A 21,773-nucleotide genomic window follows, 5' to 3' on the forward strand; every position below is an offset into this window, starting at 1 on the left:
CCGCGATTGAGGACTGGCCCAGCTTACGCTGTACAACGGCGCGGAGGCTCGACGGGTATTCGGTCCACTACCGAATGTCGCCCGCGCAAATGGCTTTTCACAGCGCCTCGGGCATGCGGCGGCCCCCGCCGCTTGGTGCGGCGGGGGCCGTCCGTGGTCCCGTCAGCTGGTCGCCTTCTCGTATGCCGAGACGACTTCCTCCGTGGGGCCGTCCATCAGGAGTTCTCCCCGTTCCAGCCACAGCACCCGGTCACAGGTGTCGCGGATGGACTTGTTGTTGTGGCTCACCAGGAACACCGTGCCCGCGCTCTTGCGCAGTTCGCGGATGCGCTCCTCGGAACGCACCTGGAACTTCCGGTCACCGGTGGCCAGCGCCTCGTCAATCATCAGCACGTCGTGGTCCTTGGCCGCGGCGATGGAGAAGCGCAGTCGCGCGGCCATGCCGGAGGAGTACGTGCGCATCGGCAGGGAGATGAAGTCCCCCTTCTCGTTGATGCCCGAGAAATCGACGATGCCCGCGTAGCGCTCCTTGATCTGCTCGCGGGTCATGCCCATCGCGAGACCGCCGAGGACCACGTTGCGCTCACCGGTGAGGTCGTTCATCAGCGCCGCGTTGACACCCAGCAGCGAGGGCTGGCCGTCCGTGTAGACCTTGCCCGCCTCGCAGGGCAGCAGGCCCGCGATGGCGCGCAGCAGCGTCGACTTGCCGGAGCCGTTGGATCCGATGACGCCGATGGCCTCGCCGCGGTACGCCGTGAAGGAGACCCCGCGCACGGCGTGGACCCGGCGCACGCCCGGCGCGTCGCCCTTGCCCCGGCGGACTATCTTGCTCAGCGCCGCGGTGGCACTGCCCCTGCCGGAGCTGCCGGTGTTGACCCGGTAGACGATGTGCACGTCGTCGGCGATGACGGTGGGGACGTGCCCCCGGTTGTTCTCAGCCACGGCCGTAACGCTCCTCAGCCTTCCAGAAGTACACGAAACCGCCGAGGCCGATCAGGACGGCCCAGCCGATGGCGAAGGCCCAGACGTGCGGCGGCAGGTTCTCGCGGCCGTACCCGTCGATCAGCGCGAAGCGGACCAGGTCCATGTAGATCGCGGCCGGGTTCCACTGGAGCACGTCCGCGATCCACGCGGGCTTGCCCTTGAGCATCTCGCTGATCGAGAACATGACGCCGGAGGCGTACATCCACGTGCGCGTGACGAACGGCATGAGCTGCGCGAGGTCGGGGGTCTTGGAGCCCATCCGGCCGAAGATCAGCGCGAGGCCGGTGTTGAAGGCGAACTGGAGCACCAGCGCCGGGATGACCAGCAGCCAGGACAGCTGGGGGTAGTTGCCGAAGCCGACCGCGACGACGAACACGACGATCATCGAGAACATCAGCTGCTGGAGCTGCTGCAGCGAGAACGAGATCGGCAGCGAGGCGCGCGGGAAGTGCAGGGCGCGGACCAGGCCGATGTTGCCCGGGATCGCTCTGACGCCGGCCATCAGCGAGCTCTGCGTGAAGGTGAAGACGAAGACCCCGATCACCAAGAAGGGGATGTAGTCCTCCTTCTCGATGCCCTTGCCGGCGTCCAGGATCAGACCGAAGATCAAGTAATAGACCAGGGCGTTCAGCAGTGGGGTCGCCACCTGCCAGATCTGGCCGAGCTTCGCCTGGCTGTACTGGGCCATCAGCTTGGCCCGGGAGAACGCCACGATGAAGTGGCGGCGGTCCCACAGCTGCCGCACGTATTCGGCCAGACCCGGCCGGGCGCCGCTGACGGACAGCCCGTACTTCCCGGCCAGCTCCGCGGGGCTCAGGCCCGCGTCTTCGGACGGCGGCTTGCTCGTGGCGAGGGCGCCGTCCTGGGTTGTGTCACTCACAAGATGAAACTTTCCGTCTTCATGATGCGGCAGAAGGTGGCATCGGTCCTGAGGCACTCGGATCGTGATCGCGCCATGTTCTCAGACGCGAGCGTGTCAGATGACAGGCGGTCGACCCAGCCGGGTCAGCCGCCAGACCGTGCGCCATTTCATGGGGCGCCGGGGACCGCAGGAGGTGGTCCATCCCTCCTTGAACCCGGCGAACCAGGCCTTGAGCGCCGGCGGGGAGGGCCTGCGCAGGAGCGTCAGCAGGAGCCAGACGCCCACGTAGACCGGGACCAACGGGGCGGGCAGGTTGCGGCGGGCGAGCCACACCCGGTTTCGAGCCACCATACGGTGGTAGACCGCGTGCCGGGAGGGGGCCGTGGTGGGGTGCAGCAGCACCATGTCCGCGCGGTAGTCGATCAGCCACCCCGCGTCGAGCGCCCGCCAGGCCAGATCCGTCTCCTCGTGGGCGTAGAAGAACTCCCCCGGCAGGTCTCCGACCTGCTCGAACACCTTCGTACGGACGGCGTTGGCGCCGCCCAGGAAGGTGGTCACGCGCGAGGAGCGCATCGGGTCGGAGGCACGCAGCCGGGGCACGTGGCGGCGCTGGGTCTCGCCGGTCTCGGGATCGGCGATCCGGAAGCTGACGATGCCGAGCTCCGGGTCCTCGGAGAAGGCCTGTCGGCACAGCTCGGCGGTGTCGGTGCGCTCCAGCAGCCCGTCGTCGTCGAGGAAGAGCAGGCCGTCCACCTCGAAGCCCGCGCCGTCGCCGGAGCGGAAGGCCTCGATGCCGACGTTGCGGCCGCCCGGGATGCCGAGGTTCTCGGGCAGCTCGACGGTGCGCACGTCCTCGGGAAGCCCGGTCAGGCGCACGCCCTGGCCGACGACGACCGTCTCGACGGGGGCGCCGTCCTGCTGGGCCACCGAGTCCAGGAGCGCCTTGAGCTCGTCGGGGCGGTTGCCCATCGTGATGATGACGGCGCCCAGCCGCATCGGGGCCGTCACTTGAGCCTGCTGGAGGCGAGGACCGACACCAGGTGCAGCACGGTCTGCAGCAGCGCGATGCCGGCCAGGACCGCGACGCCGAGGCGGGTGAAGTACAGGTCGCCGCGGATCTGGTCCACGACGGCCAGCACCAGGATGAGCAGGGAGGCCTCGATGCCGAGGACCAGGCGGTGGAACTTGAGCGCGGCCGCGGCCCGGCGGGCGAGCGCCATGCCGGACGAGCGCGGCGTGGCCGCCGCGTCCTGGACCACGGGCTTTCCGGCCTGGTGGCGGGCGACGCCGACCAGGTCAGTCTCGGCCTTGATCAGGATCGCGCCGAGCGCCGCGAGGGTGCCCAGGAAGGCCCACAGCCAGTCGATGCGCCCGCTGCCCCACAGGTCCGAGGCGCGCAGGCCGAAGCCGACCAGCACCGCCGCGTCGCACAGGTAGGCGCCGACCCGGTCCAGGTAGACCCCGGACAGCGAGAACTGCTTCTTCCAGCGGGCGACCTCGCCGTCGACGCAGTCGAGCAGCAGGTACATCTGGACCGCGACCACGCCGAGGACGGCGCCCCAGACGCCCGGCACCAGCAGGGCCGGGGCCGCGAGCACGCCGGCGATGGTCATCACGTAGGTCAGCTGGTTGGGCGTGACCTTGGTGGTGACCAGGAGGCGGGTGATGCGCAGGGAGATCTCGCGCATGTAGAGGCGCCCGCCCCAGTGCTCGCCGCTGACCCGGTCCTTGACGCCCGCCGGGTGAACGACGGGCCGGAGTTCAGCTACGGATGGTCTTGGCATAGTCGGCGTAAGCGTCCCTGATCTCGGCTGCGGACAAGTTGAGGTGCTCCAGGATCGTGAAGCGTCCCGGACGGGTCTGGGGGGCGTACTCGACGGCCGCGACGAACTCGTCGACGCTGAAGCCGATCTCCTCGGGGAGGACGGGCAGGCCGTGGCCGCGCAGCACCTGGACGAAGAGCCCGGACTTCTCGGCGGCGCCGCGCAGGTGCATGGCGAAGGCGGCGCCGAGGCCGACCTGCTCGCCGTGGAGCGCGGAGCGCCCGGGGTAGAGCAGGTCGAAGGCGTGGCTGATCTCGTGGCAGGCGCCGGACGAGGGGCGGGTGTCCCCGCTGATCGACATGGCGATGCCGGAGAGGACGAGCGCTTCGGAGAGCACGGTGAGGAACTCGTCGTCGCCGACGCCGCCGGGGTGGCGCAGCACGGACTCACCGGCGGTACGGGCCATGGCGGCGGCCAGGCCGTCGACGGGCTCGCCGTTGAGGCGGTGCGAGAGCTCCCAGTCGGCGATGGCCGAGATGTTGGAGATCGCGTCGCCGATGCCGGCTCGGACGAACCGCGCCGGGGCCTCCTTGATGACGTCGAGGTCCACGACCATCGCGATCGGCATGGGGACTCCGTAGGAGCCCCTGCCGTTGTCGTTGTCCAGGATGGACACCGGCGAGCAGATGCCGTCGTGGGAGAGGTTCGTGGCGACGGCCACCATGGGCAGGCCGACCCGCGCCGCGGCGTACTTCGCCACGTCGATGATCTTGCCGCCGCCCAGGCCCACGACGGCGTCGTAGCGGCGACCCTTTATGTCGTCGGCGAGCTTGACCGCGGAGTCGATGGTCCCGTCGACGACGGGGTACCAGTCGGCGTGCGGCAGCACGGGCTCCAGCTTGGCGCGCAGCACCGCGCCGGAGCCGCCGCTGATCGCGATCGCGAGCTTGCCGGACGTGGAGACGCGCTGGTCGGCGAGGAGGCCGGCCAGGTCGTCCATCGCGCCGCGGCTGATGTCGACGACGACGGGCGAGGGGATGAGCCTCGTCAGTACTGGCATGCGATCGTCCGGCCCTTGGCGAGGTCGTCGTGGTTGTCGATCTCGACCCACTTGACGTCGCCGATGGGGGCCACGTCGATCGTGAAGCCGTCGTTGACGAGCTGCTGGTAGCCGTCCTCGTAGTAGAGGTCGGGGTCGCGCTCGAAGGTGGTCTTCAGGGCCTCGGCCAGCTCCTCGGCGGCCTCCGGCTCGATGAGGGTGACGCCGATGTACTCGCCGGTCGCGGTGGCCGGGTCCATCAGCTTGGTGATCCGCCGGACGCCCTTCTCACCGTCGGTGATGACCTTCATCTCCTCGTCGGCCAGGTGCTTGACCGTGTCGAGGGCGAGGATGATCTTCCGGCCCTCGCCGCGGGCGGCGAGCAGGGTCTTCTCGACGGAGACCGGGTGGACGGTGTCGCCGTTGGCGAGGATCACGCCCTGCTTCAGGACCTCACGCGCGCACCACAGGGAGTAGGCGTTGTTCCACTCCTCGGCCTTGTCGTTGTCGATCAGCGTGATCTTGACGCCGTACTTGGCCTCCAGGGCCTCCCGGCGCTCGTACACGGCTTCCTTGCGGTAGCCGACGACGACGGCGACCTCGGTGAGGCCGACCTCGGCGAAGTTGCCGAGCGTCAGGTCGAGGACCGTGATGCTCTCCTCGTCGCCTTCGGGGCCGACGGGCACGAGGGCCTTGGGCAGGGTGTCGGTGTAGGGACGCAGGCGGCGTCCGGCACCGGCAGCGAGGACGAGGCCGATCATGCTGGTTCTCCTTCGTCATGTACGGCGGGTGCCCCGGAGGAAACCCAGAAGCGGATGCTCTCCACGAGCACCACCAGTGCCACGAACCCGGCCATGGCCGTGAGCGCGACGGGGAAGTCTGCGGCGCGCGAGGCCAGGGCGGAGGCCAGCACCGCGGTCAGCAGCACCCGGCCCTCGTGTCCGCCGGTCGTCCGCACCAGCCAGTGCGGGGGCGCGCCGGTGCCACCGCGGATGCGGTACACCGTGTCGTAGTGATGGTAGGCGACCGCCGCGACCAGTCCGAATGCCGCGGGAAGGGCCCCGGGGACGTCCGCCTTGGCGGCGAGGATCAGCACGGTGGTGTACTCGGCGGCCCGGAAGACGGGCGGCACGAGCCAGTCGAGGGCGCCCTTGAGGGGCCGGGCGACGGCCGCTCCGGCGAGCACGGCGTAGAACACGGCGGCGACGACCACCTGGCGGGCGCCGAACTCGTGGGCCCAGGCCGTCCACAGCAGCGCCACCGAGCCGATCACGGCCGCGGCGATGCCGGCGCCGGGGGCCAGCCGGCCGAACGCACGGCCCGCGAGCTCGGCGATCGGGCCCGAGTCCGCGAGGTCCGCGAGGGCCTGGGCGGCCCGGTCGGTCCGCTTCGCCCTGCGGGTCAGCGAGCGCAGGACCCGGCCGGCGGTGGTGTAGAGCGCGCCGAAGGCGCAGCCGACGAGCAGCGCGTAGAAGACGATCCGGGGGGTGGTCACGGCGGTCAGCGCCGCGATCATGGCCCAGCGCTCGCCGATCGGGAGGATGATCATCCGCCGGACCCAGACCGTCCAGCCGACGCTGTCGAGCTTGTCGGAGAGGGCGGCGGTGGGGCTGGTGTTGGCGGTCGCGTCGTGGTTGGCCTCGTTGAAGGAGAAGTCCACGACGTGGCGGCAGGTCATCAGGATCATGGCGCCGAGCGCCAGGGCCCAGACGTCGTCCCCGTTCCTGGCGGCACCGAGCGCGAGGCCCGCGTAGAAGGAGTACTCCTTGGCGCGGTCGAAGGTCGCGTCGAGCCAGGCGCCCATCGTCGAGTACTGGAGCGAGTAGCGGGCGAGCTGCCCGTCCGTGCAGTCCAGGACGAAGGAGAAGAGGAGCAGTACGCCGGCCGCGACGTAGCCCCAGCGGTCGCCGGTGGCGGCGCAGCCGGCCGCGATCAGCGCGGTGACCAGGGAGGCGGTGGTGACCTGGTTCGGGGTCAGGCCGCGGCGCGCGCACCAGCGGGCGATGTAGCGCGAGTACGGGCTGATGAAGAAGGTGGTGAAGAACCCGTCCCGGGACTTCACGGCGGTGCGCAGCCGGACGGCCTCGTCGTCGACGGCGGCCACCCTCGCGGCGGCCGCGTCGCGCTCGGCGGCGCCCGCCGGGACGGTGGCGACGAGCGTGCCCAGTTCGGGGCGCTGGACGGCGGTGCCGGCGGCCTCGACCGCGGCGGCCAGCCGGTCGGGGTACGGGCCGGTCCCCGCGTCGGCCGCGGCCGGGGCGGCGGCCCGGTCCAGGGCCGCACGGGCGCCCGGCTGGACGGCGAAGGCGCCGGTCACGGCGCAGGCGTCGAACCGCGGGTCGGTCAGCGCGAGCCGCAGCGCGTGCGTGTGCCCGACGAACCCGCTGTCCACGACGGCCACCCGCTGATCGGCGGGTACGAGGGCCAGGGCGGCGGCGGTGTCGCGCGGGGTGGCGGCGGGGCGGACGTCGAAGCCGAGGGAGCGCAGCTCGTCGGCGAGCGGTGATCCGGGCACCGGCAGGCCGGTAAGGATGACGGTCGGCAGACGAACTCACTCCTTGCACGAACACGGGACGTGCGCCGGGGGCGGCGGCACGTCGGCAGAGGCTATCGGATGAACGGAAGGAGGGGTTCACCACCCGTTTACGCCCCGATAAGCCGAAGATTCCGGGGCTGTGCGCCCTGAGGCGATCATCATTGACGAGAACTCCGGGGGACTCAAACCGCCTCGGTGCTAGGTTGATCGCAGACATGTACGAAAAGCGTGCATACGTCTCAAACGGAACTGATCGAGAAAGAGGTGGGTTGATGACCGTCGCAGAGGTCGCGGCCATGGGCAGCGACGCACTCCGGTACATCCCCTCTTCCTTCCGGGCATCCGGCCAGGCCTGACCTTCTCGGCCTCGTCGGCCGGAGCCCTCGTTCAAGGGTTCACGTTGACCGACCTCACAGACCACACCGCCGGCACCACCGACACCGGCAACTCCCGCACCACCGACTTCAGCACGCAGGGCGACCCGTTCTTCGAGGCGTTCTTCGAGCTGCACCGCGGCCTGCCCCGGCAGTCCCCCGGCTCCGAGGCGACCACCCGCCACCTGCTGTCCCTGTGCGGACCGCTGCCCGAGCGGCCGCGCGTCCTCGATCTGGGCTGCGGTCCGGGTGCCGGCGCCCTGCTGCTCGCCGCCGAGGCGGGAAGCCGGGGCGCCGAGGTCACCGCCGTCGATCTGAACGACGGCTTCCTCGACGAACTCCGTACGGCCGCCGCGGCCCGCGGGCTCACCGACCGCGTCCACGCCGTCAAGGCGGACATGGGCGACCTCCCCTGTCCGGACGGTTCCTTCGACCTCCTGTGGGCCGAGGGCTCCGCCTACAACATCGGCTTCGCCACCGCGCTCGCGCGGTGGAAGCGGCTCCTGGCACCCGGCGGCACCCTCGTGCTGAGCGAGTGCGAGTGGACCGTCGAGGAGCCCTCCGCCGGGGTCCGCGCCTTCTGGGACCCGCACTACGCGCTGCGCTCCACCGCCCGGAACCTGTCCGCCGTCCAGGCCGCCGGGTACCGGGTGCTCGGCGTCCACCACCAGCCCGACTCCGACTGGGCCGCGTACTACGGCCCGCTCGGCGAGCGGGCCGCCGCGGCCCCGGAGCCGGCCGGGCCGCAGGCCGCGGCCGCGCTGGACTTCGTGCGCGAGGAGATCGGCGTACGGGAGCGGCACGGGCACGAGTACGGGTACACGGCCTACGTCCTGCGCCCGGTCACGGCCGGCGACGGCGACGCCTGGCCCACCCGCCCGGAGACCGGGGCCGACACGGCCGCGGTCCACGCGCTGAACTCGGCCGCCTTCGAGACCCCCGCCGAGGCGGACCTCGTGGACGCGCTGCGCACGGACGCCTCCTGGCTGCCCGGCCTGTCCTACGTGGCCGAGGGCCCGGACGGGTCGGTCGCGGCGCACGCCCTGCTGACCCGGTGCGAGGTGGACGGGGTCCCCGCGCTCGCGCTCGCGCCGGTGGCCGCCGATCCCGCGCTCCAGCGCTCGGGCGCGGGCAGCGCGGTCGTACGGGCGCTGCTCGCGGCGGCCCGCGAGCGGGGCGAGGCGCTGGTCCTGGTCCTCGGGCATCCCGAGTACTACCCGCGCTTCGGTTTCGTGCCGGCTTCGCGCTTCGGGATCCGGGCGCCCTTCGAGGTCCCCGACGAGGTGATGATGGCGCTGGTGCTCGACGACGGCGCGGCGGTGCCCGCGGGCACGATCCGCTATCCGGCCCCGTTCGGGCTCTGACGCACGGCCCGCCGGGCTGACGAACCGACGGGCTGAACCGGTCCGCCCCCCGCCGCATATCACGCGGCGGGGGGCGGACATGCGCGGATCCCCGAAGTCAGGGGTAGTGGCTTTTGTACGGCAGACTGAAGGCCGAAGTCCGAAGCGAAGGATGGGTATGCCGACCACACCAGCCACCGCCGCGAACAGCGCGTCCACCGGCACCGGCACTCAAGAACCGATCATGCTCGAACTGGTCGACGAGTCCGGCAGCACCATCGGCACGGCGGAGAAGCTCTCCGCCCACCAGGCCCCCGGTCTGCTGCACCGCGCGTTCTCCGTGTTCCTCTTCGACGAGCAGGGCCGCATGCTGCTCCAGCAGCGCGCCCTCGGGAAGTACCACTCCCCCGGCGTCTGGTCGAACACGTGCTGCGGTCACCCCTACCCCGGGGAGTCGCCCTTCGCGGCCGCGGCCCGGCGGACCTACGAGGAGCTGGGATTGTCGCCCTCGCTGCTCGCCCAGGCCGGGACCGTGCGCTACAACCACCCGGACCCGGCGTCGGGCCTCGTGGAGCAGGAGTACAACCACCTGTTCGTGGGACTCGCGCAGGCCTCGGTGCGACCGGATCCGGAGGAGATCGCGGACACCGCTTTCGTGACGGCCGGGGAACTGGCCAAGCGGCACGCCGAGGTTCCGTTCTCGGCCTGGTTCATGACCGTGCTGGACGCGGCCCGGCCCGCGATCCGCGAACTGACGGGTGACGCGGCGGGCTGGTAGCCCCTGGCCGCCGTACGGCCGGGGCCGTGCTGCCGTACGCGCCTTGCACGCCGTGCACGCCGTGCACGCCTTGTATGCCTTGCACGCCGTACGCCGCTCAGACCGCCGAGGTCGGGGTGGCGGCCGGCGAGGCGGCGGGCGTGCTGAGCGGCAGGGCCGCCCAGATCACCTTCCCGCCCGTGGAGGTGTGCTCCACGTCGCAGACCCCGCCGGCCTCCAGCGTGATCTCCCTGACGAGGAGCAGGCCCCGGCCGCCGGTCTGGCCGAAGTCGGCCTCCAGCGCCTTGGGGCGGTAGGGGTGGTTGTCCTCGACGGCCACCCGTACCCACTCCCGGCCGATGGCGACTTCGACCGCGACCTCCGGCGAGAGCAGGGCCGCGTGCCGGACCGAGTTCGTCACCAGTTCGGAGACGATCAGCAGCAGGGAGTACACCAGGTCCCGATCGGCCGGCACCTCCTGGCGGCCGAGCAGGTCGCGCACCGCGCGGCGGGCCTGCGGAACGGATTCTTCTACTGCGGGAGCCGTGAAACGCCACACTCCCTCATATGCGAGGGGGGCAGCCGCTACCTCCGGCTCGCCCCCCTCGACTGGCGGGACGCTCCCGCTGCCATCCATCTCCCGGCCCCCGTCTTCACGCTCGATCGTCTCCACGCGTCAAGAGTGGGGACCGGAGCGGTCCGGGCCGGACCACTGACCAGAAGTCAGCGTCAATCGGACACTTTCTGACCACTGGCGTATGACAGAGTCAGTTGTTCGACTGTTCCTGATCTTCTGCGGGCCACTTCCCGGCGGCCCCGCCGGGCTCGGCCGTCGCGCCCGGGACCGCCGCCGGCGCCGCCCGCTCCTCGTCGTCCCTGACCAAACCCAGGATGCGGCGCGCGCCCATGCCCAGGGCGATCAGGCTCAGGCCGTCGAACAACAGCGCCAGGGAGAAGAACGCTCCGATCACGTACAGACTGTTGCCGGGCCAGTTCGACAGGATCAGCAGGCCCAGCAGGATGCCGAAGGCCCCCTGGACCAGCGTCAGCCCGAAGTGCGCCCCGCGCACCACCACGGCGCCCGCCAGCCGGAACACGCCGCCGGTGAGGAACAGCAGCGCGGCGAACATGGTCAGCGCCTCCGCGCTCGCCTCCGGGCGGCGCAGGATCACGAAACCGGCCGCGATGTTGATCGCGGCGACGATGACGGCGAGCCAGAAGTAGTTGCTCTTGCGGGACTGCACCGCCTGCAGCAGACCGACCGCACCGCCGGCCAGCAGCAGCCAGCCGAAGAGGAACATCGTGGTCAGGGTGGCGGCAGCGGTGTAGACGAGGCCCACCAGCCCTGCCAGCACCAGCAGCACCCCGAGCAGGGCCATCACCCCGAAGCTGCGGCTGACGTGCTTCTTGTCGTCCTTGCCGCCCTTGCTGCCCTTGCTGCCCGTGACGCCCTTGCCGTCCTTGTTGCCCTCTGCACGCTCGGTACGGTCTGCGCCCATGGACGCGCCACCTTTCAGCACCCCCCGGACGGACTCCCTGACGGCCGGTCCACCGAGCTGCCGGGGACCGGTCTTTTGATCATAGGTTTGACCGTCCGGGATAGCATCCGGCGCATGGACGCAGCCCTCCTCCCCTCGGTCTCCGACGGGGTCGCCACCGTCGTGATCTCGCACCCCGCCAAGCGCAACGCCATGACGGCGGCCATGTGGCGCGCCCTGCCCGGGCTGCTGGCCGGACTCGCGGCCGACTCCGCCGTACGGGTGCTGGTCCTGACGGGAGCCGGCGGGACCTTCTGCGCGGGCGCCGACATCTCCTCCCTGACCGGCGACGACGACCCGCAGGCCCTGGCCGTGGCGGCGGAGGAGGCGCTGGCCGCCTTCCCCAAGCCCACGCTCGCCGCGATCCGCGGGTTCTGCGTGGGCGGCGGCAGCCAGCTGGCGGCCGCCTGCGACCTGCGCTTCGCCGAGGAGGGCTCCTCCTTCGGCGTCACGCCGGCGAAGCTGGGCATCGTGTACCCGGCCTCCTCGACGCGGCGGCTGACGGCGCTGGTCGGCCCGTCGGCCGCCAAGTACCTGCTGTTCTCAGCGGAGTTGACCGACGCGGACCGGGCGCTGCGGACCGGCTTCCTGGACGAGCTGCTGCCCGCCGGCCAACTCGACAAGCGGGTCGCCGAGTTCACCCGGATCCTCGCCTCGCGCTCGCAGCTCACCCAGGCCGCCGCGAAGGAGTTCGCGGACGGCCGCACCGACCGCGACGGGCACTGGGCGGCGCAGGCCGCCGGAAGCGGCGACGTCGCGGAAGGCGTCGCCGCGTTCCTGGAGCGGCGGCCGCCCGCCTTCACCTGGACTCCGCCGCAGGGCTGAACGCGCGCAGCCGCGCGACGATGTCGGCGGGCGCCTTCCGCGGGGAACCCGCGTCGTAGGGCGGCTGCGGGTCGTACTCGGTCATCAGCTGCACGGTCTGCGCGTACTCGTCGCCCGCGATGCGGCCGAGGAGTGCGAGCCCCATGTCGATCCCCGCGGAGACCCCGGCCGCGGTCACGTACTTCCCGTCGAAGACCACCCGCTCCTCGGCGGGCAGCGCCCCGTACGGGGGCAGCCGGTCCAGGTACAGCCAGTGGCTGGTGGCCCGCCGCCCGTCGAGCAGGCCGGCGGCGGCGAGCAGCGTCGAACCGGTGCAGACCGAGGTGGTCCAGGTCGTGGTGGCGTCGACGGCCCGCAGCCAGTCGAGGACGACGGGGTTCTTCATCTGCCCGTCGGAGGACGGCCCTCCGGGCACGATGACGATGTCCGGCCGCGTCACCTCGCCGAGCCCCTTGTCCGCGACGAGCTCGAGCGAGCCGTTGTCGGTCCGCACGGGCCCGGGGTGCTCGGAGACGAAGACGGTCTCCGCGCCCTGGAGGCGGCCGAGGGTGTCGAAGGGCCCGACGGCGTCGAGGGCGGTGAACTGGTCGTAGAGCAGTACGGCGATCTGCATGGCTCCTCCGGAGCGGTTGTCGGACGGACGGGTCGGGATCAGCCGGGTGTGCCGAAGCGCCGGCGGTACTCGGCCGGGGACTGGCCCAGGGTCTTCACGAAGGCGCGGCGGAGGGCTTCGGGGGTGCCGTAGCCGCAGGCCCGGGAGATCTGGGCGACGCCCTCGCCGCCCTCTTCGAGGAGCCGCCGGGCGTGCTCCACCCGTACGCGCTCCACGTACCGCCCCGGCGGCACCCCCGTCTCCGCCTGGAAGGCCCGCGCGAAGTGCCGGGGCGACAGCGCGGCGCGCGCCGCGAGCGCCTCCACGCTGAGGTCCTCCCCCGGGTGCTCCGTGATCCAGTGCTGCACCTCCTTCAGCGGCTCCCGCCGGGCCGTCTGCGCCGCGAGCTGCGCGCTGAACTGCGCCTGGTTCCCGGGCCGCCGCAGGAAGACCACCAGGTGCCGGGCGATCGAGAGGGCCAGCTCCGGCCCGTGGTCCTCCTCCACGAGGGCCAGCGCCAGGTCGATGCCCGCCGTCACCCCGGCCGAGGTGGCCACCGGCCCGTCCCGGACGTAGATCGGGTCCCGTTCGACGGCCACGGCGGGGTAGTCCCGGGCCATCTGCTCGCACACGTACCAGTGGGTCGTCGCGCGCCGGCCGTCCAGCAGCCCGGCCTCGGCCAGCAGCAGTCCCCCGGTGCACACGGACACCAGCCGCTCGGCGTGCCTCCCGTGCGCGCGCAGCCAGTCGGTGAGCCGGGGTTCGAAGTCCCCGGTGTACCGCCCGCCCGGCACGAGCAGCGTGGTTCCGGCGGCCGGGCACTCGCCCTCCAGCTCCCCGTCGGGGACGAGGGTCAGCCCGCTGCCCGTCCGGACGGGGGCGCCGCCGAGCGAGACGGTCCGCAGGGCATAGCGGGCCGGGCCGGGGTGCCGGTCGGCGCCGGCGAAGACCTCGACCGGCCCGGTGACGTCCAGGCTCTGCACACCGTCGTAGAGGACGACGAGCACGTTTCGGAGCGACATGACCTCATGGTGTGACACCGCGTCCCATGGCCGCAATGACGTGGATCCCACCTATCCGGCCATGGTGCGATCCTTTCGTCGTACCGCGCCCCCCTTCCCCCTTCCCCCGACCGGGGCCGGGACCGGGGCCGGGGCCGGGGTGGTGCCCGTCGGGGTGCGGGAGTTCGTACGGGAGCTGCTGCTGGAGGCCGAGGACGCGCTGCGCGCGCTGCCGGCGGACAGCGTGACGCGGATCGAGGTGCTGGCGGTCGGCGCCGACGCCGCGGCCCGCTTCGACGCGGAGCTCGCGGCCCGGCTGCTGGCCGACGCCGAGAGCGCGGCGTGGACCGGCGGCGATGGCGACGGGGCGCGGGTGGCCCGGCTGCTGACGGCTCTGGCCAAGGCCACCGCGGCGCACGCCCCGGCGCGGGCCCGGCGGCTGCTGACCGATGCCCAGCAGGCACTGTTCACGGTGTCCGGCGCGGAGCGGCGGGGCCCGCTGCGCGCGGTGGCGGAGGAGCTGGCCCGGGTCGCCCCCGAGCAGGCCGCCCTGATCGCCGAGTACCACTTCGAGGGCAGCCCGGCCGACAACCGGCTCCGCGCCCGCATCGGCACCGCCGTCAACGCGGCCGACCCCGGGGAGGCCGAGCTCCGGCTGGCGTCGATCGCGGACGCCGGGCTGCGCGGGGCCGCCACCTACGACATGGTGCTGGCCGTCGCCCCGCGCGACCTGTCGGCGGCCCTGCGCCTGAGCGAGCGGATCGGCTCCGCCGGGGGCCGGCTGCTGGCGCTGTGCCAGGTGGCGCGCGATCTGGCCGAAGCCGGGGACCCGGCGGGCGGGGCCCGGGCGTTGGAGCAGGCCGAACAGGAGCTGCCGCTGTTCCTGGAGGAGCGGGCGGCCTGGCTGCGCGAGGAGGCCGCGCACCACGCCGAGCAGGGGCGGCTCGTCCGGGCGGAGCGGCTGCGCAACCAGGCCGCAGGCCTGCTGCGCCGCCACCCCGAGGAGGCCGCCGACGAGAAGGCCGGCCACGGCCTGGACTCGCTGGCCCGCGCCCGCGAGAGCGTCGAGCGGGGTGCACGGCCGCCGCTGGACCCGGCGGCCGCGCGGGAGCGCGCGGGCCGGGCCCGCAACCTGCCCGAAGCGGCCGACCGGGCCCGCGCGCTGGCCCGTACCGCGCGGGAGTGCGTGGCGGCGGGCCGGGCCCCCTGGCCGGCGGAGGCCGCCGCCGCGGGGAGCGCACCGGCCGAGAGGACGGACCTGGGCGGCCCGGACGCGGGGCGGCGCTCCGGGACCCCGACCGCGGCCCCCGGGAAGCAGGCGTGGCGCGGCGACGCCCGCCCGGACGAACTGCACGCGGCCGGAGCCCACGTGGTGTGGCGGGCGGGCACCGAGGTGGGCTGCGTACGGGCCGAGGCGGGCACGACCCGGTGGACGGCCCACGCCGACGCGGGCGCGGCCGCGCCGGCGCTGCCCGGAACCGGGCAGGTGTGGGCGCGGAGCGCGGCGGACGCCGCCACGGTGTACGTCGAAGTGGGGCGCGGCGGCGAGGAAGGGGTGCGGCTGCTCGCGCGGGAGCCGCGCGACGGGCGGGTGCGGTGGTGGCGGGACCTGCCGTCGGCGGGGGCGCTGCGCAGCATCGGTCCGGTGCTGCTCCACGGGGCGCCGGGCGATCTGACCGCCCTGCACTCGGCGACGGGCGAGATCCTGTGGCGGCGCGCGGTGACCGACCCGTCCACCCGCTCCGCCGCGGCGGTCGGCGACTGCCTGCTCCTCGGCGACGAGAGACAGTTCCAGGCGCTGGACCTGATGAGCGGGCGCCGGACCTGGTCGCAGCTGCGGGGCCGGGAGGCCTTCGAGCGCACGCACGCCCAGCGGCCCGTGCACGTGCTGGACGGCGAGGTCCTGCGCGCCCTGGACGGCGGGACCGGCCGGGAGCTGTGGCAGTTCGCCCTGGGGGTCCGGGCGCGGGGGCCGCTCGTCGAGCGCGGCACGGTGTACGCGGCCGCGCACCGCGCGCAGGGCGGTGACCTGGTCTTCGCGCTGGACGCGGAGACCGGGGCGCTGCGCTGGCAGCGGACCGTGGTCCGGCACGACGCCGCCGAGTGCACGCTCGAACTGCTGGGCCTGCGGCCGGGCGGCCTGTACGTGCGGGCCCGGTCCGGCGGCCGGCGCGGACTGCTGGGCCGGGAGGCGGGTCCCTTCGTCGCCGTCCTGGACCCGGCGACGGGCCGGCAGTTGCGCCAGTGGGTGCACCCGGCGCTCGCCGAGGGGGACGCCGTGCTCGTCGGCGGCCACCTCGTCCTGTCCCGGCCGGAGCTCGCGGCGTACGGGCTGCCGTAACCACCGCGGGGGCCGGCCGGGGCTCGGCCGGCTCCGGGTGCGGGGGTGTGGCCGGCTCCGGGTGCGGGGGTGTGGAACGGCCCATACTCTCCCAAATGTGACTCCGCCGAGAAGCAGGACGAAGAGACGCCCCACCGCCGGCATACCCGTCCGGACCGGCCTCGCCCTCGCCGCCGCGCTGCTCGCGCTCTCCGGCTGGGCGGCGGCCGCCGCGCCGCCCGCCCGGGCCGACGACCCGGTCACCCTGTCCGCGCAGGGCCAGATCACCGACCGCGTGGGCGCCCTGGGCGACCGCAAGGCCGCCGTCACGGCCGCGCTGGACAAGCTGTACGCCGACCAGAGGGTCCAGCTGTTCGTCACGTACGTGCGCGATTTCTCCGGCCGCTCCGCGCAGAGCTGGGCCGACGCCACCGCCGAGAAGAACGGCCTCGGCCAGAACGACGTCCTGCTGGCCGTCGGCACCGGGGCCCGGCAGTACGCCTATTCGGCCGATGCCGCATCCGGTTTCACCGAGGAGCAGCTCGCGGCCGTCGCGCGGACCGCGATCGAGCCCGCCCTGCGCGAGAACGACTGGGCGGGAGCCGCGATCGGCGCCGCGAACGGCTACGGCGCGGTCCTGGCCGGGAAGCCCGTACCGGTGCCCGCGATCACCCCCGGCGTGGCCGACCCGGGCGGCTCCGCCGCGAGCGGCGAGAGCGGCACCGGGGACTTCGTCCTCCCGGTGGTCGCGGTCGGCGCGGCCGGCGCCCTCGGGGCGTACGCGTACTCCCGCCGCAAGCGCCGGAACGCCGGTGGAGGCGGTGGCCCGAAGACCACCGGCTGGTCCGGGCAGGACACCCCGCCGGCCCCGCTCCCCCTCCCCGAGCTGGACGCGAAGGCCAAGGCCCTGCTGGTGGAGACCGATGACGCGATCCGCACCAGCACCGAGGAACTCGGCTTCGCGACGGCCCAGTTCGGCGAGGAGGCCGTATCGGCCTTCACCGAGGCCGTGGAGTACGGGAAGGGCGAGCTGACCGCCGCGTTCCGGCTGCGCCAGCAGCTCGACGACGCCTACCCGGAGGACGACGCCACCCGGCGCCGGATGCTGGACGAGATCGTGGCGCGCTGCACCGAGGCGAGCCGCCGGCTGGACGCCGAGACCGCGGACTTCGACCGGCTGCGGGATCTGGAGAAGAACGCCCCGGAGGCCCTCGCCACCGTGGAGGTCCACTTCCGCACGCTGACGGGCCGCACCACGACGGCGGAGGCGACCCTCGTCGCGCTCGGCCGGCAGTACGCGGACTCGGCGGCCGCCCCCGTGTCGTCCAACCCCGAACAGGCCAAGGACCGGCTGCTGTTCGCGACGACCAGCCTGGGCGAGGCGCGCGCCGCGATCGTCGCGGGCGACAACGGCAAGGCCGCCGTGCACGTCCGCGCCGCCGAGGGCGCCGTCGACCAGGCCACGACCCTCGTCGACGCCGTGGAGCGGCGCGCGCAGGAGCTGGCGGAGGCCGCCGGGAAGCTGCCGGGCGCCCTGGGCGAGACGGACACGGACCTCGCCGACGCGCGCGGGCTGCTGACCGGCACCGCCGAGGGCACCTCGACCGCCGATCTGCGCGGCCGGATCGGCCGGGCGGAGGCCGTACTGGCCGGCGTACGCCAGGAGCAGGCCGCGGGCCGGTACGACCCGTTGGACGCCCTGCGCCGCGTGGAGGAGGCCGACGCGGCCCTCGACGAGGCGCTGGCCGGGGCGCGCGAGCGCGAGTCGGGCCGACAGCGGGCGGCGGCCCTGCTCGACCAGGCCCTGCTCACGGCCCGCAGCGCGATCGGCGCGGCCGCGGACTACATCACCACCAGCCGGGGCGCGGTCGGCAGCCAGGCCCGCACCCGGCTGGCGGAGGCGCAGCGCCACCTGGAGCGGTCCACGTCCCTGGCGGGGTCGGATCCGGCGGGCGCGCTGGCCGAGGCCCAGCAGGCGGACTCGCTCGCGCGCCAGGCGCAGCAGCTGGCAGAGCAGGACGTACGGGGCTACCAGGACCCGTACGGCGGTGGCGGTGGTGGCGGCGGTGGCCGGCGGCAGGGCGGCGGCATGGGCGGCGCGGTGCTCGGCGGGATCATCCTCGGCGAGATCCTGGGCGGCGGCCGCGGCCCCGGCTCCTTCGGCGGCGGCGGGACCCGCGGCCGCATGGGCGGCGGCGGCCGCTTCTAACGCAGGCACTTCCCTTTCACCCTCGTTCCCAAGGAGACAGAGCACATGAGCAAGCAGACCATCCTCGGCCGCGTCACCCAGCTCGCCAAGGCCAACATCAACTCCCTGCTGGACCAGGCGGAGGACCCGCAGAAGCTGCTCGACCAGCTGATCCGCGACTACACGAACAACATCTCCGAGGCGGAGCAGGCCGTCGCCACCACCATCGGCAACCTGCGGATGCTGGAGGCGGACCACACGGAGGACGTGGAGGCGGCCGCGGAGTGGGGCGGCAAGGCCCTGGCGGCGAGCAAGAAGGCCGACGAGCTGCGGATGTCCGGGGCGGCCGCGGACGCGGACAAGTTCGACAACCTCGCGAAGGTCGCCCTCGGCCGCCAGATGCAGTCGGAGAAGGAGGCGAAGACGGCCGAGCCGACGATCGCCGCCCAGACCGAGGTGGTCGACAAGCTGAAGTCCGGCCTGGACTCGATGAGGACCAAGCTGACGGAACTGGCGGCGAAGCGCGACGAACTGGTGTCGCGGGCCAAGACCGCACAGGCCCAGAACACGATGATGGACGCGGTCAAGAACATCGACGTGCTGGACCCGACGAGCGACCTCAACCGCTTCGAGGAGAAGGTCCGCCGCGAGGAGGCCATGGCCCTGGGCAAGCAGGAGCTGGCCGCCTCCTCGCTGGACGCCCAGTTCGAGTCCCTGGACGACCTCGGCAAGACCTCGGAGATCGAAGCCCGGCTGGCCGCCCTGAAGACCGGCAGCCTGAACAAGCCCTACTAGAGCCTTCCCCCGCACCTTCCCGGGCCTGGCCGCGGCCAGGCCCGGGTGGCGCACTACCCGGCCGCGCTCACCCGTACATGCTCAGCAGCTGCTCCGCCGAGAGCTCCGTCACGGACTCCGCCACCGCGCCCGGGAGCGGGAGTTCGAACCAGACCGTCTTGCCCCGGTGGGTGCGGCGGGTGCCCCAGCCCGCCGAGAGCAGGCCCACCAGCTGGAGGCCGCGGCCGCCCTCGTCCGTGTCGCGCGCCCGGCGCCGCCGGGGCTGGGCCAGGTTCGCGTCCCAGACCTCGCACACGAGGGTCCGGTCCAGCAGGAGGCGCAGGCGGATCTCACCCTCGCCGTACCGCAGGGCGTTCGTGACGAGCTCGCTCACCAGCAGTTCCGTGGTGTCGAGCAGGCCTTCCAGGCCCCACGCCGGCAGCTTGGCCCGGGCAAGTTCGCGGGCCCGGCCCACCGAGCGCGCCTCGCGCGGCAGCTGCCAGTCCCCGACCGCGTCCACCGGCAGGCCCTGGACGCGGGCCATCAGCAGCGCGATGTCGTCCTCCCCGTGCCGGGTGTCCAGGGTGTTGAGGACGTGGTCGCAGACCTCCTCCAGCGGTCGCGCGGGGTCGGCCAGCGCGTCCCGCAGGCCCCGCAGGCCCTCCTCGAGCGGGTGGTCGCGCGATTCGACCAGGCCGTCCGTGTACAGCGCGAGCAGCGCGCCCTCGGGCAGTTCGACCTCGACCTCCTCGAACGGCTCCCCGCCCACGCCCAGCGGCATGCCCGGCGGGATCTCCAGCAGCAGGCCGGGCCGCGGCTCGCCGCCCTCCTCCACCGGTTCCACCAGCACGGGCGGCATGTGGCCCGCGTTGGCGATCGTGCAGCGCCGCGTCACCGGGTCGTAGACGGCGTAGACGCACGTCGCGAGGTAGACCTCCGAGCGGTCGGCGTCGCGCGAGTGCAGTGCCGCCCGGGACGCCTGCTGGGAGCCGCCGGGCGCGCCGAGCCCGCGCGCGACCTCGTCCAGCGCGGTCAGCACCTCCGCCGGTTCCAGGTCGAGCAGCGCGAGCGTGCGGACCGCGGTGCGCAGTTCACCCATCGCGACGGCCGCCCGCAGCCCGCGGCCCATGACGTCGCCGACGACCAGCGCGGTGCGGTGCCCGGGCAGCTCGATGACGTCGAACCAGTCGCCGCCGACCTCGGTGGCCGCGTTTCCGGGCAGGTAGCGGCAGGCGATGTCGAGTCCGGCCGCCTCCGGGTCGCCGGGGGGCAGCAGGCTTCGCTGCAGCATGAGCGCGCGCTCGTGCTCGCGGCGGTAGAGCCGCGCGTTGTCGATGCAGACGGCGGCCCGTGCGGCGAGCTCGACGGCGACCGCCCGGTCGCGTTCGCCGAAGGGCTCGCTGCCCTTGGTGCGGGAGAACTGGGCGAGCCCGACCACCGTGTCGTGCGCGACGAGCGGCACGACGAGCGTGGACTGGACGAGGTCCCCCGATTCCGGTCCGCCGCCCTCGACCAGCCGCGGCCGCGCCGTCCGCAGCGCGAGCGCGCCGGGCGACCCGGCCGGGTAGCGGTGGATCTCCCCTACGGAGACCAGCGCGCCCGGACCCGACAGCGGCGCGTCGGAGACCGCCGAGGCGAAGGCGACCCGCCGCAGCGGCGCCGAGGGCGCCCGGCCGGGACCGGGCAGGCTGGGTACGCCGGGCCCCTGCGGGCGGGCGGGGCGGTCGTCGTCGCCGAGCAGCAGCCCCTGGTAGAGGTCGACGGCGGCCAGGTCGCAGAAGCCGGGGACGGTGACGTCGAGGAGCTCGCGGGCGGTGGTCTCCAGGTCGAGGGAGTTGCCGATGCGGTGTCCGGCCTCGTTCAGGAGGGCCAGGTTGCGCCGGACCCCGGCGGCCTCGCGGGCGGCGAGGTGGCGGCGGGTGACGTCGGTGCCGAGGCCGGCGACGCCGATGGGGCGGCCGGTGCCGCCGTGGACGCGGTAGAGGTTGATGGACCAGTGGCGGTGCTCGCGGCTGCCGGGGGCCGCGCCGGTGATCTGGAGGTCGGTGACGGAGTCGCCGGTCTCCAGGACCCTGCGCAGGGCCTCGGCCATCCGGTCGGCCTCGTGCGGGGGCAGGTAGTCGTGGACGGTGCGGCCGCGGTGCTCCTCGGCGGCACCGCCGAAGACGGTCGCGAAGCGGCGGTTGGCGCGCTGCACGGTGAGGTCCGTACCGAAGAGCAGGAAACCGAAAGGAGATTGGCCGAATATCGCCTGTGAGGCGGCCAGATCGGATTCGATCCGGCGCAGCGCCCGTACGTCGACCACCACGCAGAGCGCGGCCCGCTCGTCGGATTCGGTCCGGGTGGGCATCACGTAGATCTCGGCCACGCCGTGCCTGCCGTCGCCGCCGGGGATCCGGAAGGGGATCAGACCCGTCCATTCCTTGCCATCGAGAATTCCGGCGACCCGGCGGTGCCCGTCGGCGCGGAGCTCGGGCGGCATGAAGGCGTCGACCGGGTCCTGGCCGACGGCCTGCGCCGGGGTCAGCCCGAAGAGCTCCTCCGCGCGCAGACTCCACTGGTCGATCAGGCCATCGGGCCCGATCGAGAACGAGGCGACCTTTATGTAGTCATATATCGAGCCAGGCGGGCTGCTGTGCCACAGGGAGTCGTGCCAGGTCTCCCCGGGCACAACCTCACGGGACACACGGGCCTCACGCGCCTGATGTGCCTGTACAGGTATCTCGCTCACGCGACCGTCCCCTCCAGCTCACCGCAACCGGACCGGCCATGACCGAAGTATTCAGCACCATGGCCCCGTACGACACGGCCTTCGCGATCACAAAAGGATCCCGTTGTTTTTCAGCCAAGCCGTGTGATCGTCGGCTGCCCTTCACC

18 protein-coding genes are annotated in these 21,773 nt (G+C 73.3%); 6 read left to right on the forward strand and 12 right to left on the reverse strand.

Annotated features, from left to right (window positions below; translation table 11 throughout):
- Positions 1–162: 162 nt before the first annotated feature.
- The 7 genes from DRB89_RS23320 to DRB89_RS23350 all read right to left on the reverse strand — a co-directional run bounded on the left by DRB89_RS23320 (position 163) and on the right by DRB89_RS23350 (position 7,193).
- Positions 163–942: an ABC transporter ATP-binding protein gene (locus tag DRB89_RS23320; RefSeq protein ID WP_112450233.1), complete on the reverse strand. Its 780-nt coding sequence runs from the start codon at positions 940–942 to the stop codon at positions 163–165.
- Positions 935–1,864, reverse strand: coding sequence for an ABC transporter permease (locus tag DRB89_RS23325; protein WP_112450232.1), 930 nt, complete (start codon positions 1,862–1,864; stop codon positions 935–937). The genes DRB89_RS23320 and DRB89_RS23325 overlap by 8 nt, the downstream gene beginning before the upstream one ends.
- A gap of 96 nt (positions 1,865–1,960) precedes the next feature.
- Positions 1,961–2,854, reverse strand: a complete 894-nt coding sequence (locus tag DRB89_RS23330; protein WP_112450231.1) for a glycosyltransferase — start codon at positions 2,852–2,854, stop codon at positions 1,961–1,963.
- Positions 2,851–3,630 (reverse strand): CDP-alcohol phosphatidyltransferase family protein, encoded by a 780-nt coding sequence (locus tag DRB89_RS23335; RefSeq protein WP_112450230.1) that lies wholly within the window; start codon positions 3,628–3,630, stop codon positions 2,851–2,853. The genes DRB89_RS23330 and DRB89_RS23335 overlap by 4 nt, the downstream gene beginning before the upstream one ends.
- Positions 3,608–4,669 carry an iron-containing alcohol dehydrogenase family protein gene (locus DRB89_RS23340; RefSeq protein ID WP_112450229.1) on the reverse strand — a complete coding sequence of 354 codons (1,062 nt, stop codon included), beginning with the start codon at positions 4,667–4,669 and terminating at the stop codon, positions 3,608–3,610. The genes DRB89_RS23335 and DRB89_RS23340 overlap by 23 nt, the downstream gene beginning before the upstream one ends.
- The gene (locus tag DRB89_RS23345) at positions 4,657–5,409 is read right to left on the reverse strand and encodes a phosphocholine cytidylyltransferase family protein (RefSeq protein ID WP_112450228.1); all 753 of its coding nucleotides are present in this window, start codon (positions 5,407–5,409) and stop codon (positions 4,657–4,659) included. Before DRB89_RS23345 ends, DRB89_RS23340 begins: the two co-directional genes overlap by 13 nt.
- On the reverse strand, positions 5,406–7,193 hold the full coding sequence (locus DRB89_RS23350; RefSeq protein ID WP_112450227.1) for a DUF5941 domain-containing protein: 1,788 nt from the start codon (positions 7,191–7,193) through the stop codon (positions 5,406–5,408). Before DRB89_RS23350 ends, DRB89_RS23345 begins: the two co-directional genes overlap by 4 nt.
- A gap of 496 nt (positions 7,194–7,689) precedes the next feature.
- Between DRB89_RS23350 and DRB89_RS23355 the strand changes: the two genes are divergently transcribed.
- Positions 7,690–8,922, forward strand: coding sequence for a bifunctional class I SAM-dependent methyltransferase/N-acetyltransferase (locus tag DRB89_RS23355; RefSeq protein ID WP_239516839.1), 1,233 nt, complete (start codon positions 7,690–7,692; stop codon positions 8,920–8,922).
- A gap of 157 nt (positions 8,923–9,079) precedes the next feature.
- Entirely contained in the window at positions 9,080–9,679 is a 600-nt protein-coding gene (gene idi, locus DRB89_RS23360) for an isopentenyl-diphosphate Delta-isomerase (RefSeq protein WP_112450225.1), read from the forward strand.
- Between the two features lie 97 nt (positions 9,680–9,776).
- Here idi and DRB89_RS23365 read toward each other — a convergent pair whose 3' ends face one another.
- Both DRB89_RS23365 and DRB89_RS23370 read right to left on the reverse strand, forming a co-directional pair.
- The gene (locus tag DRB89_RS23365) at positions 9,777–10,295 is read right to left on the reverse strand and encodes an ATP-binding protein (RefSeq protein ID WP_112453658.1); all 519 of its coding nucleotides are present in this window, start codon (positions 10,293–10,295) and stop codon (positions 9,777–9,779) included.
- Positions 10,296–10,425: 130 nt separating this feature from the next.
- Positions 10,426–11,037 (reverse strand): DUF308 domain-containing protein, encoded by a 612-nt coding sequence (locus tag DRB89_RS23370; RefSeq protein ID WP_239516840.1) that lies wholly within the window; start codon positions 11,035–11,037, stop codon positions 10,426–10,428.
- Positions 11,038–11,271: 234 nt separating this feature from the next.
- On the opposite strand from DRB89_RS23370, the gene DRB89_RS23375 reads away from it, so the two are divergent.
- A complete protein-coding gene (locus tag DRB89_RS23375; RefSeq protein WP_112450223.1) occupies positions 11,272–12,021 on the forward strand; it encodes an enoyl-CoA hydratase-related protein in 750 nt (249 codons plus the stop codon).
- Here DRB89_RS23375 and DRB89_RS23380 read toward each other — a convergent pair.
- A complete protein-coding gene (locus tag DRB89_RS23380; RefSeq protein ID WP_112450222.1) occupies positions 11,996–12,634 on the reverse strand; it encodes a DJ-1/PfpI family protein in 639 nt (212 codons plus the stop codon). The genes DRB89_RS23375 and DRB89_RS23380 overlap by 26 nt on opposite strands.
- A gap of 38 nt (positions 12,635–12,672) precedes the next feature.
- A complete protein-coding gene (locus tag DRB89_RS23385; protein ID WP_112450221.1) occupies positions 12,673–13,635 on the reverse strand; it encodes a GlxA family transcriptional regulator in 963 nt (320 codons plus the stop codon).
- Positions 13,636–13,696: 61 nt separating this feature from the next.
- Here DRB89_RS23385 and DRB89_RS23390 point away from each other — a divergent pair, with 61 nt between their 5' ends.
- From DRB89_RS23390 to DRB89_RS23400, 3 genes are all read left to right on the forward strand, one after another.
- A complete protein-coding gene (locus DRB89_RS23390) occupies positions 13,697–15,955 on the forward strand; it encodes a PQQ-binding-like beta-propeller repeat protein (protein WP_162688694.1) in 2,259 nt (752 codons plus the stop codon).
- A 178-nt stretch (positions 15,956–16,133) separates the two neighbouring features.
- Entirely contained in the window at positions 16,134–18,143 is a 2,010-nt protein-coding gene (locus DRB89_RS23395) for a TPM domain-containing protein (protein WP_239516841.1), read from the forward strand.
- A 45-nt stretch (positions 18,144–18,188) separates the two neighbouring features.
- Positions 18,189–18,917 carry a PspA/IM30 family protein gene (locus DRB89_RS23400; protein WP_112446896.1) on the forward strand — a complete coding sequence of 243 codons (729 nt, stop codon included), beginning with the start codon at positions 18,189–18,191 and terminating at the stop codon, positions 18,915–18,917.
- Between the two features lie 67 nt (positions 18,918–18,984).
- Here the strand turns inward: DRB89_RS23400 and DRB89_RS23405 are convergent, their stop codons facing one another.
- The gene (locus DRB89_RS23405; protein WP_239516296.1) at positions 18,985–21,582 is read right to left on the reverse strand and encodes a SpoIIE family protein phosphatase; all 2,598 of its coding nucleotides are present in this window, start codon (positions 21,580–21,582) and stop codon (positions 18,985–18,987) included.
- Between the last annotated feature and the right edge of the window lie 191 nt (positions 21,583–21,773).

This window comes from Streptomyces sp. ICC4 (assembly GCF_003287915.1).
Lineage (GTDB): Bacteria > Actinomycetota > Actinomycetes > Streptomycetales > Streptomycetaceae > Streptomyces > Streptomyces tritrimontium.

Coding starts and splice junctions, on each gene's coding strand:
- DRB89_RS23385 (WP_112450221.1), bottom strand. CDS start 13,635: ATGTCGCTCCGAAACGTGCTCGTCGTCCTCTACGACGGTGTGCAGAGC.
- idi (WP_112450225.1), top strand. CDS start 9,080: ATGCCGACCACACCAGCCACCGCCGCGAACAGCGCGTCCACCGGCACC.
- DRB89_RS23380 (WP_112450222.1), bottom strand. CDS start 12,634: ATGCAGATCGCCGTACTGCTCTACGACCAGTTCACCGCCCTCGACGCC.
- DRB89_RS23370 (WP_239516840.1), bottom strand. CDS start 11,037: ATGGCCCTGCTCGGGGTGCTGCTGGTGCTGGCAGGGCTGGTGGGCCTC.
- DRB89_RS23390 (WP_162688694.1), top strand. CDS start 13,697: ATGGTGCGATCCTTTCGTCGTACCGCGCCCCCCTTCCCCCTTCCCCCG.
- DRB89_RS23335 (WP_112450230.1), bottom strand. CDS start 3,630: ATGCCAAGACCATCCGTAGCTGAACTCCGGCCCGTCGTTCACCCGGCG.
- DRB89_RS23400 (WP_112446896.1), top strand. CDS start 18,189: ATGAGCAAGCAGACCATCCTCGGCCGCGTCACCCAGCTCGCCAAGGCC.
- DRB89_RS23365 (WP_112453658.1), bottom strand. CDS start 10,295: ATGGATGGCAGCGGGAGCGTCCCGCCAGTCGAGGGGGGCGAGCCGGAG.
- DRB89_RS23340 (WP_112450229.1), bottom strand. CDS start 4,669: ATGCCAGTACTGACGAGGCTCATCCCCTCGCCCGTCGTCGTCGACATC.
- DRB89_RS23375 (WP_112450223.1), top strand. CDS start 11,272: ATGGACGCAGCCCTCCTCCCCTCGGTCTCCGACGGGGTCGCCACCGTC.
- DRB89_RS23345 (WP_112450228.1), bottom strand. CDS start 5,409: ATGATCGGCCTCGTCCTCGCTGCCGGTGCCGGACGCCGCCTGCGTCCC.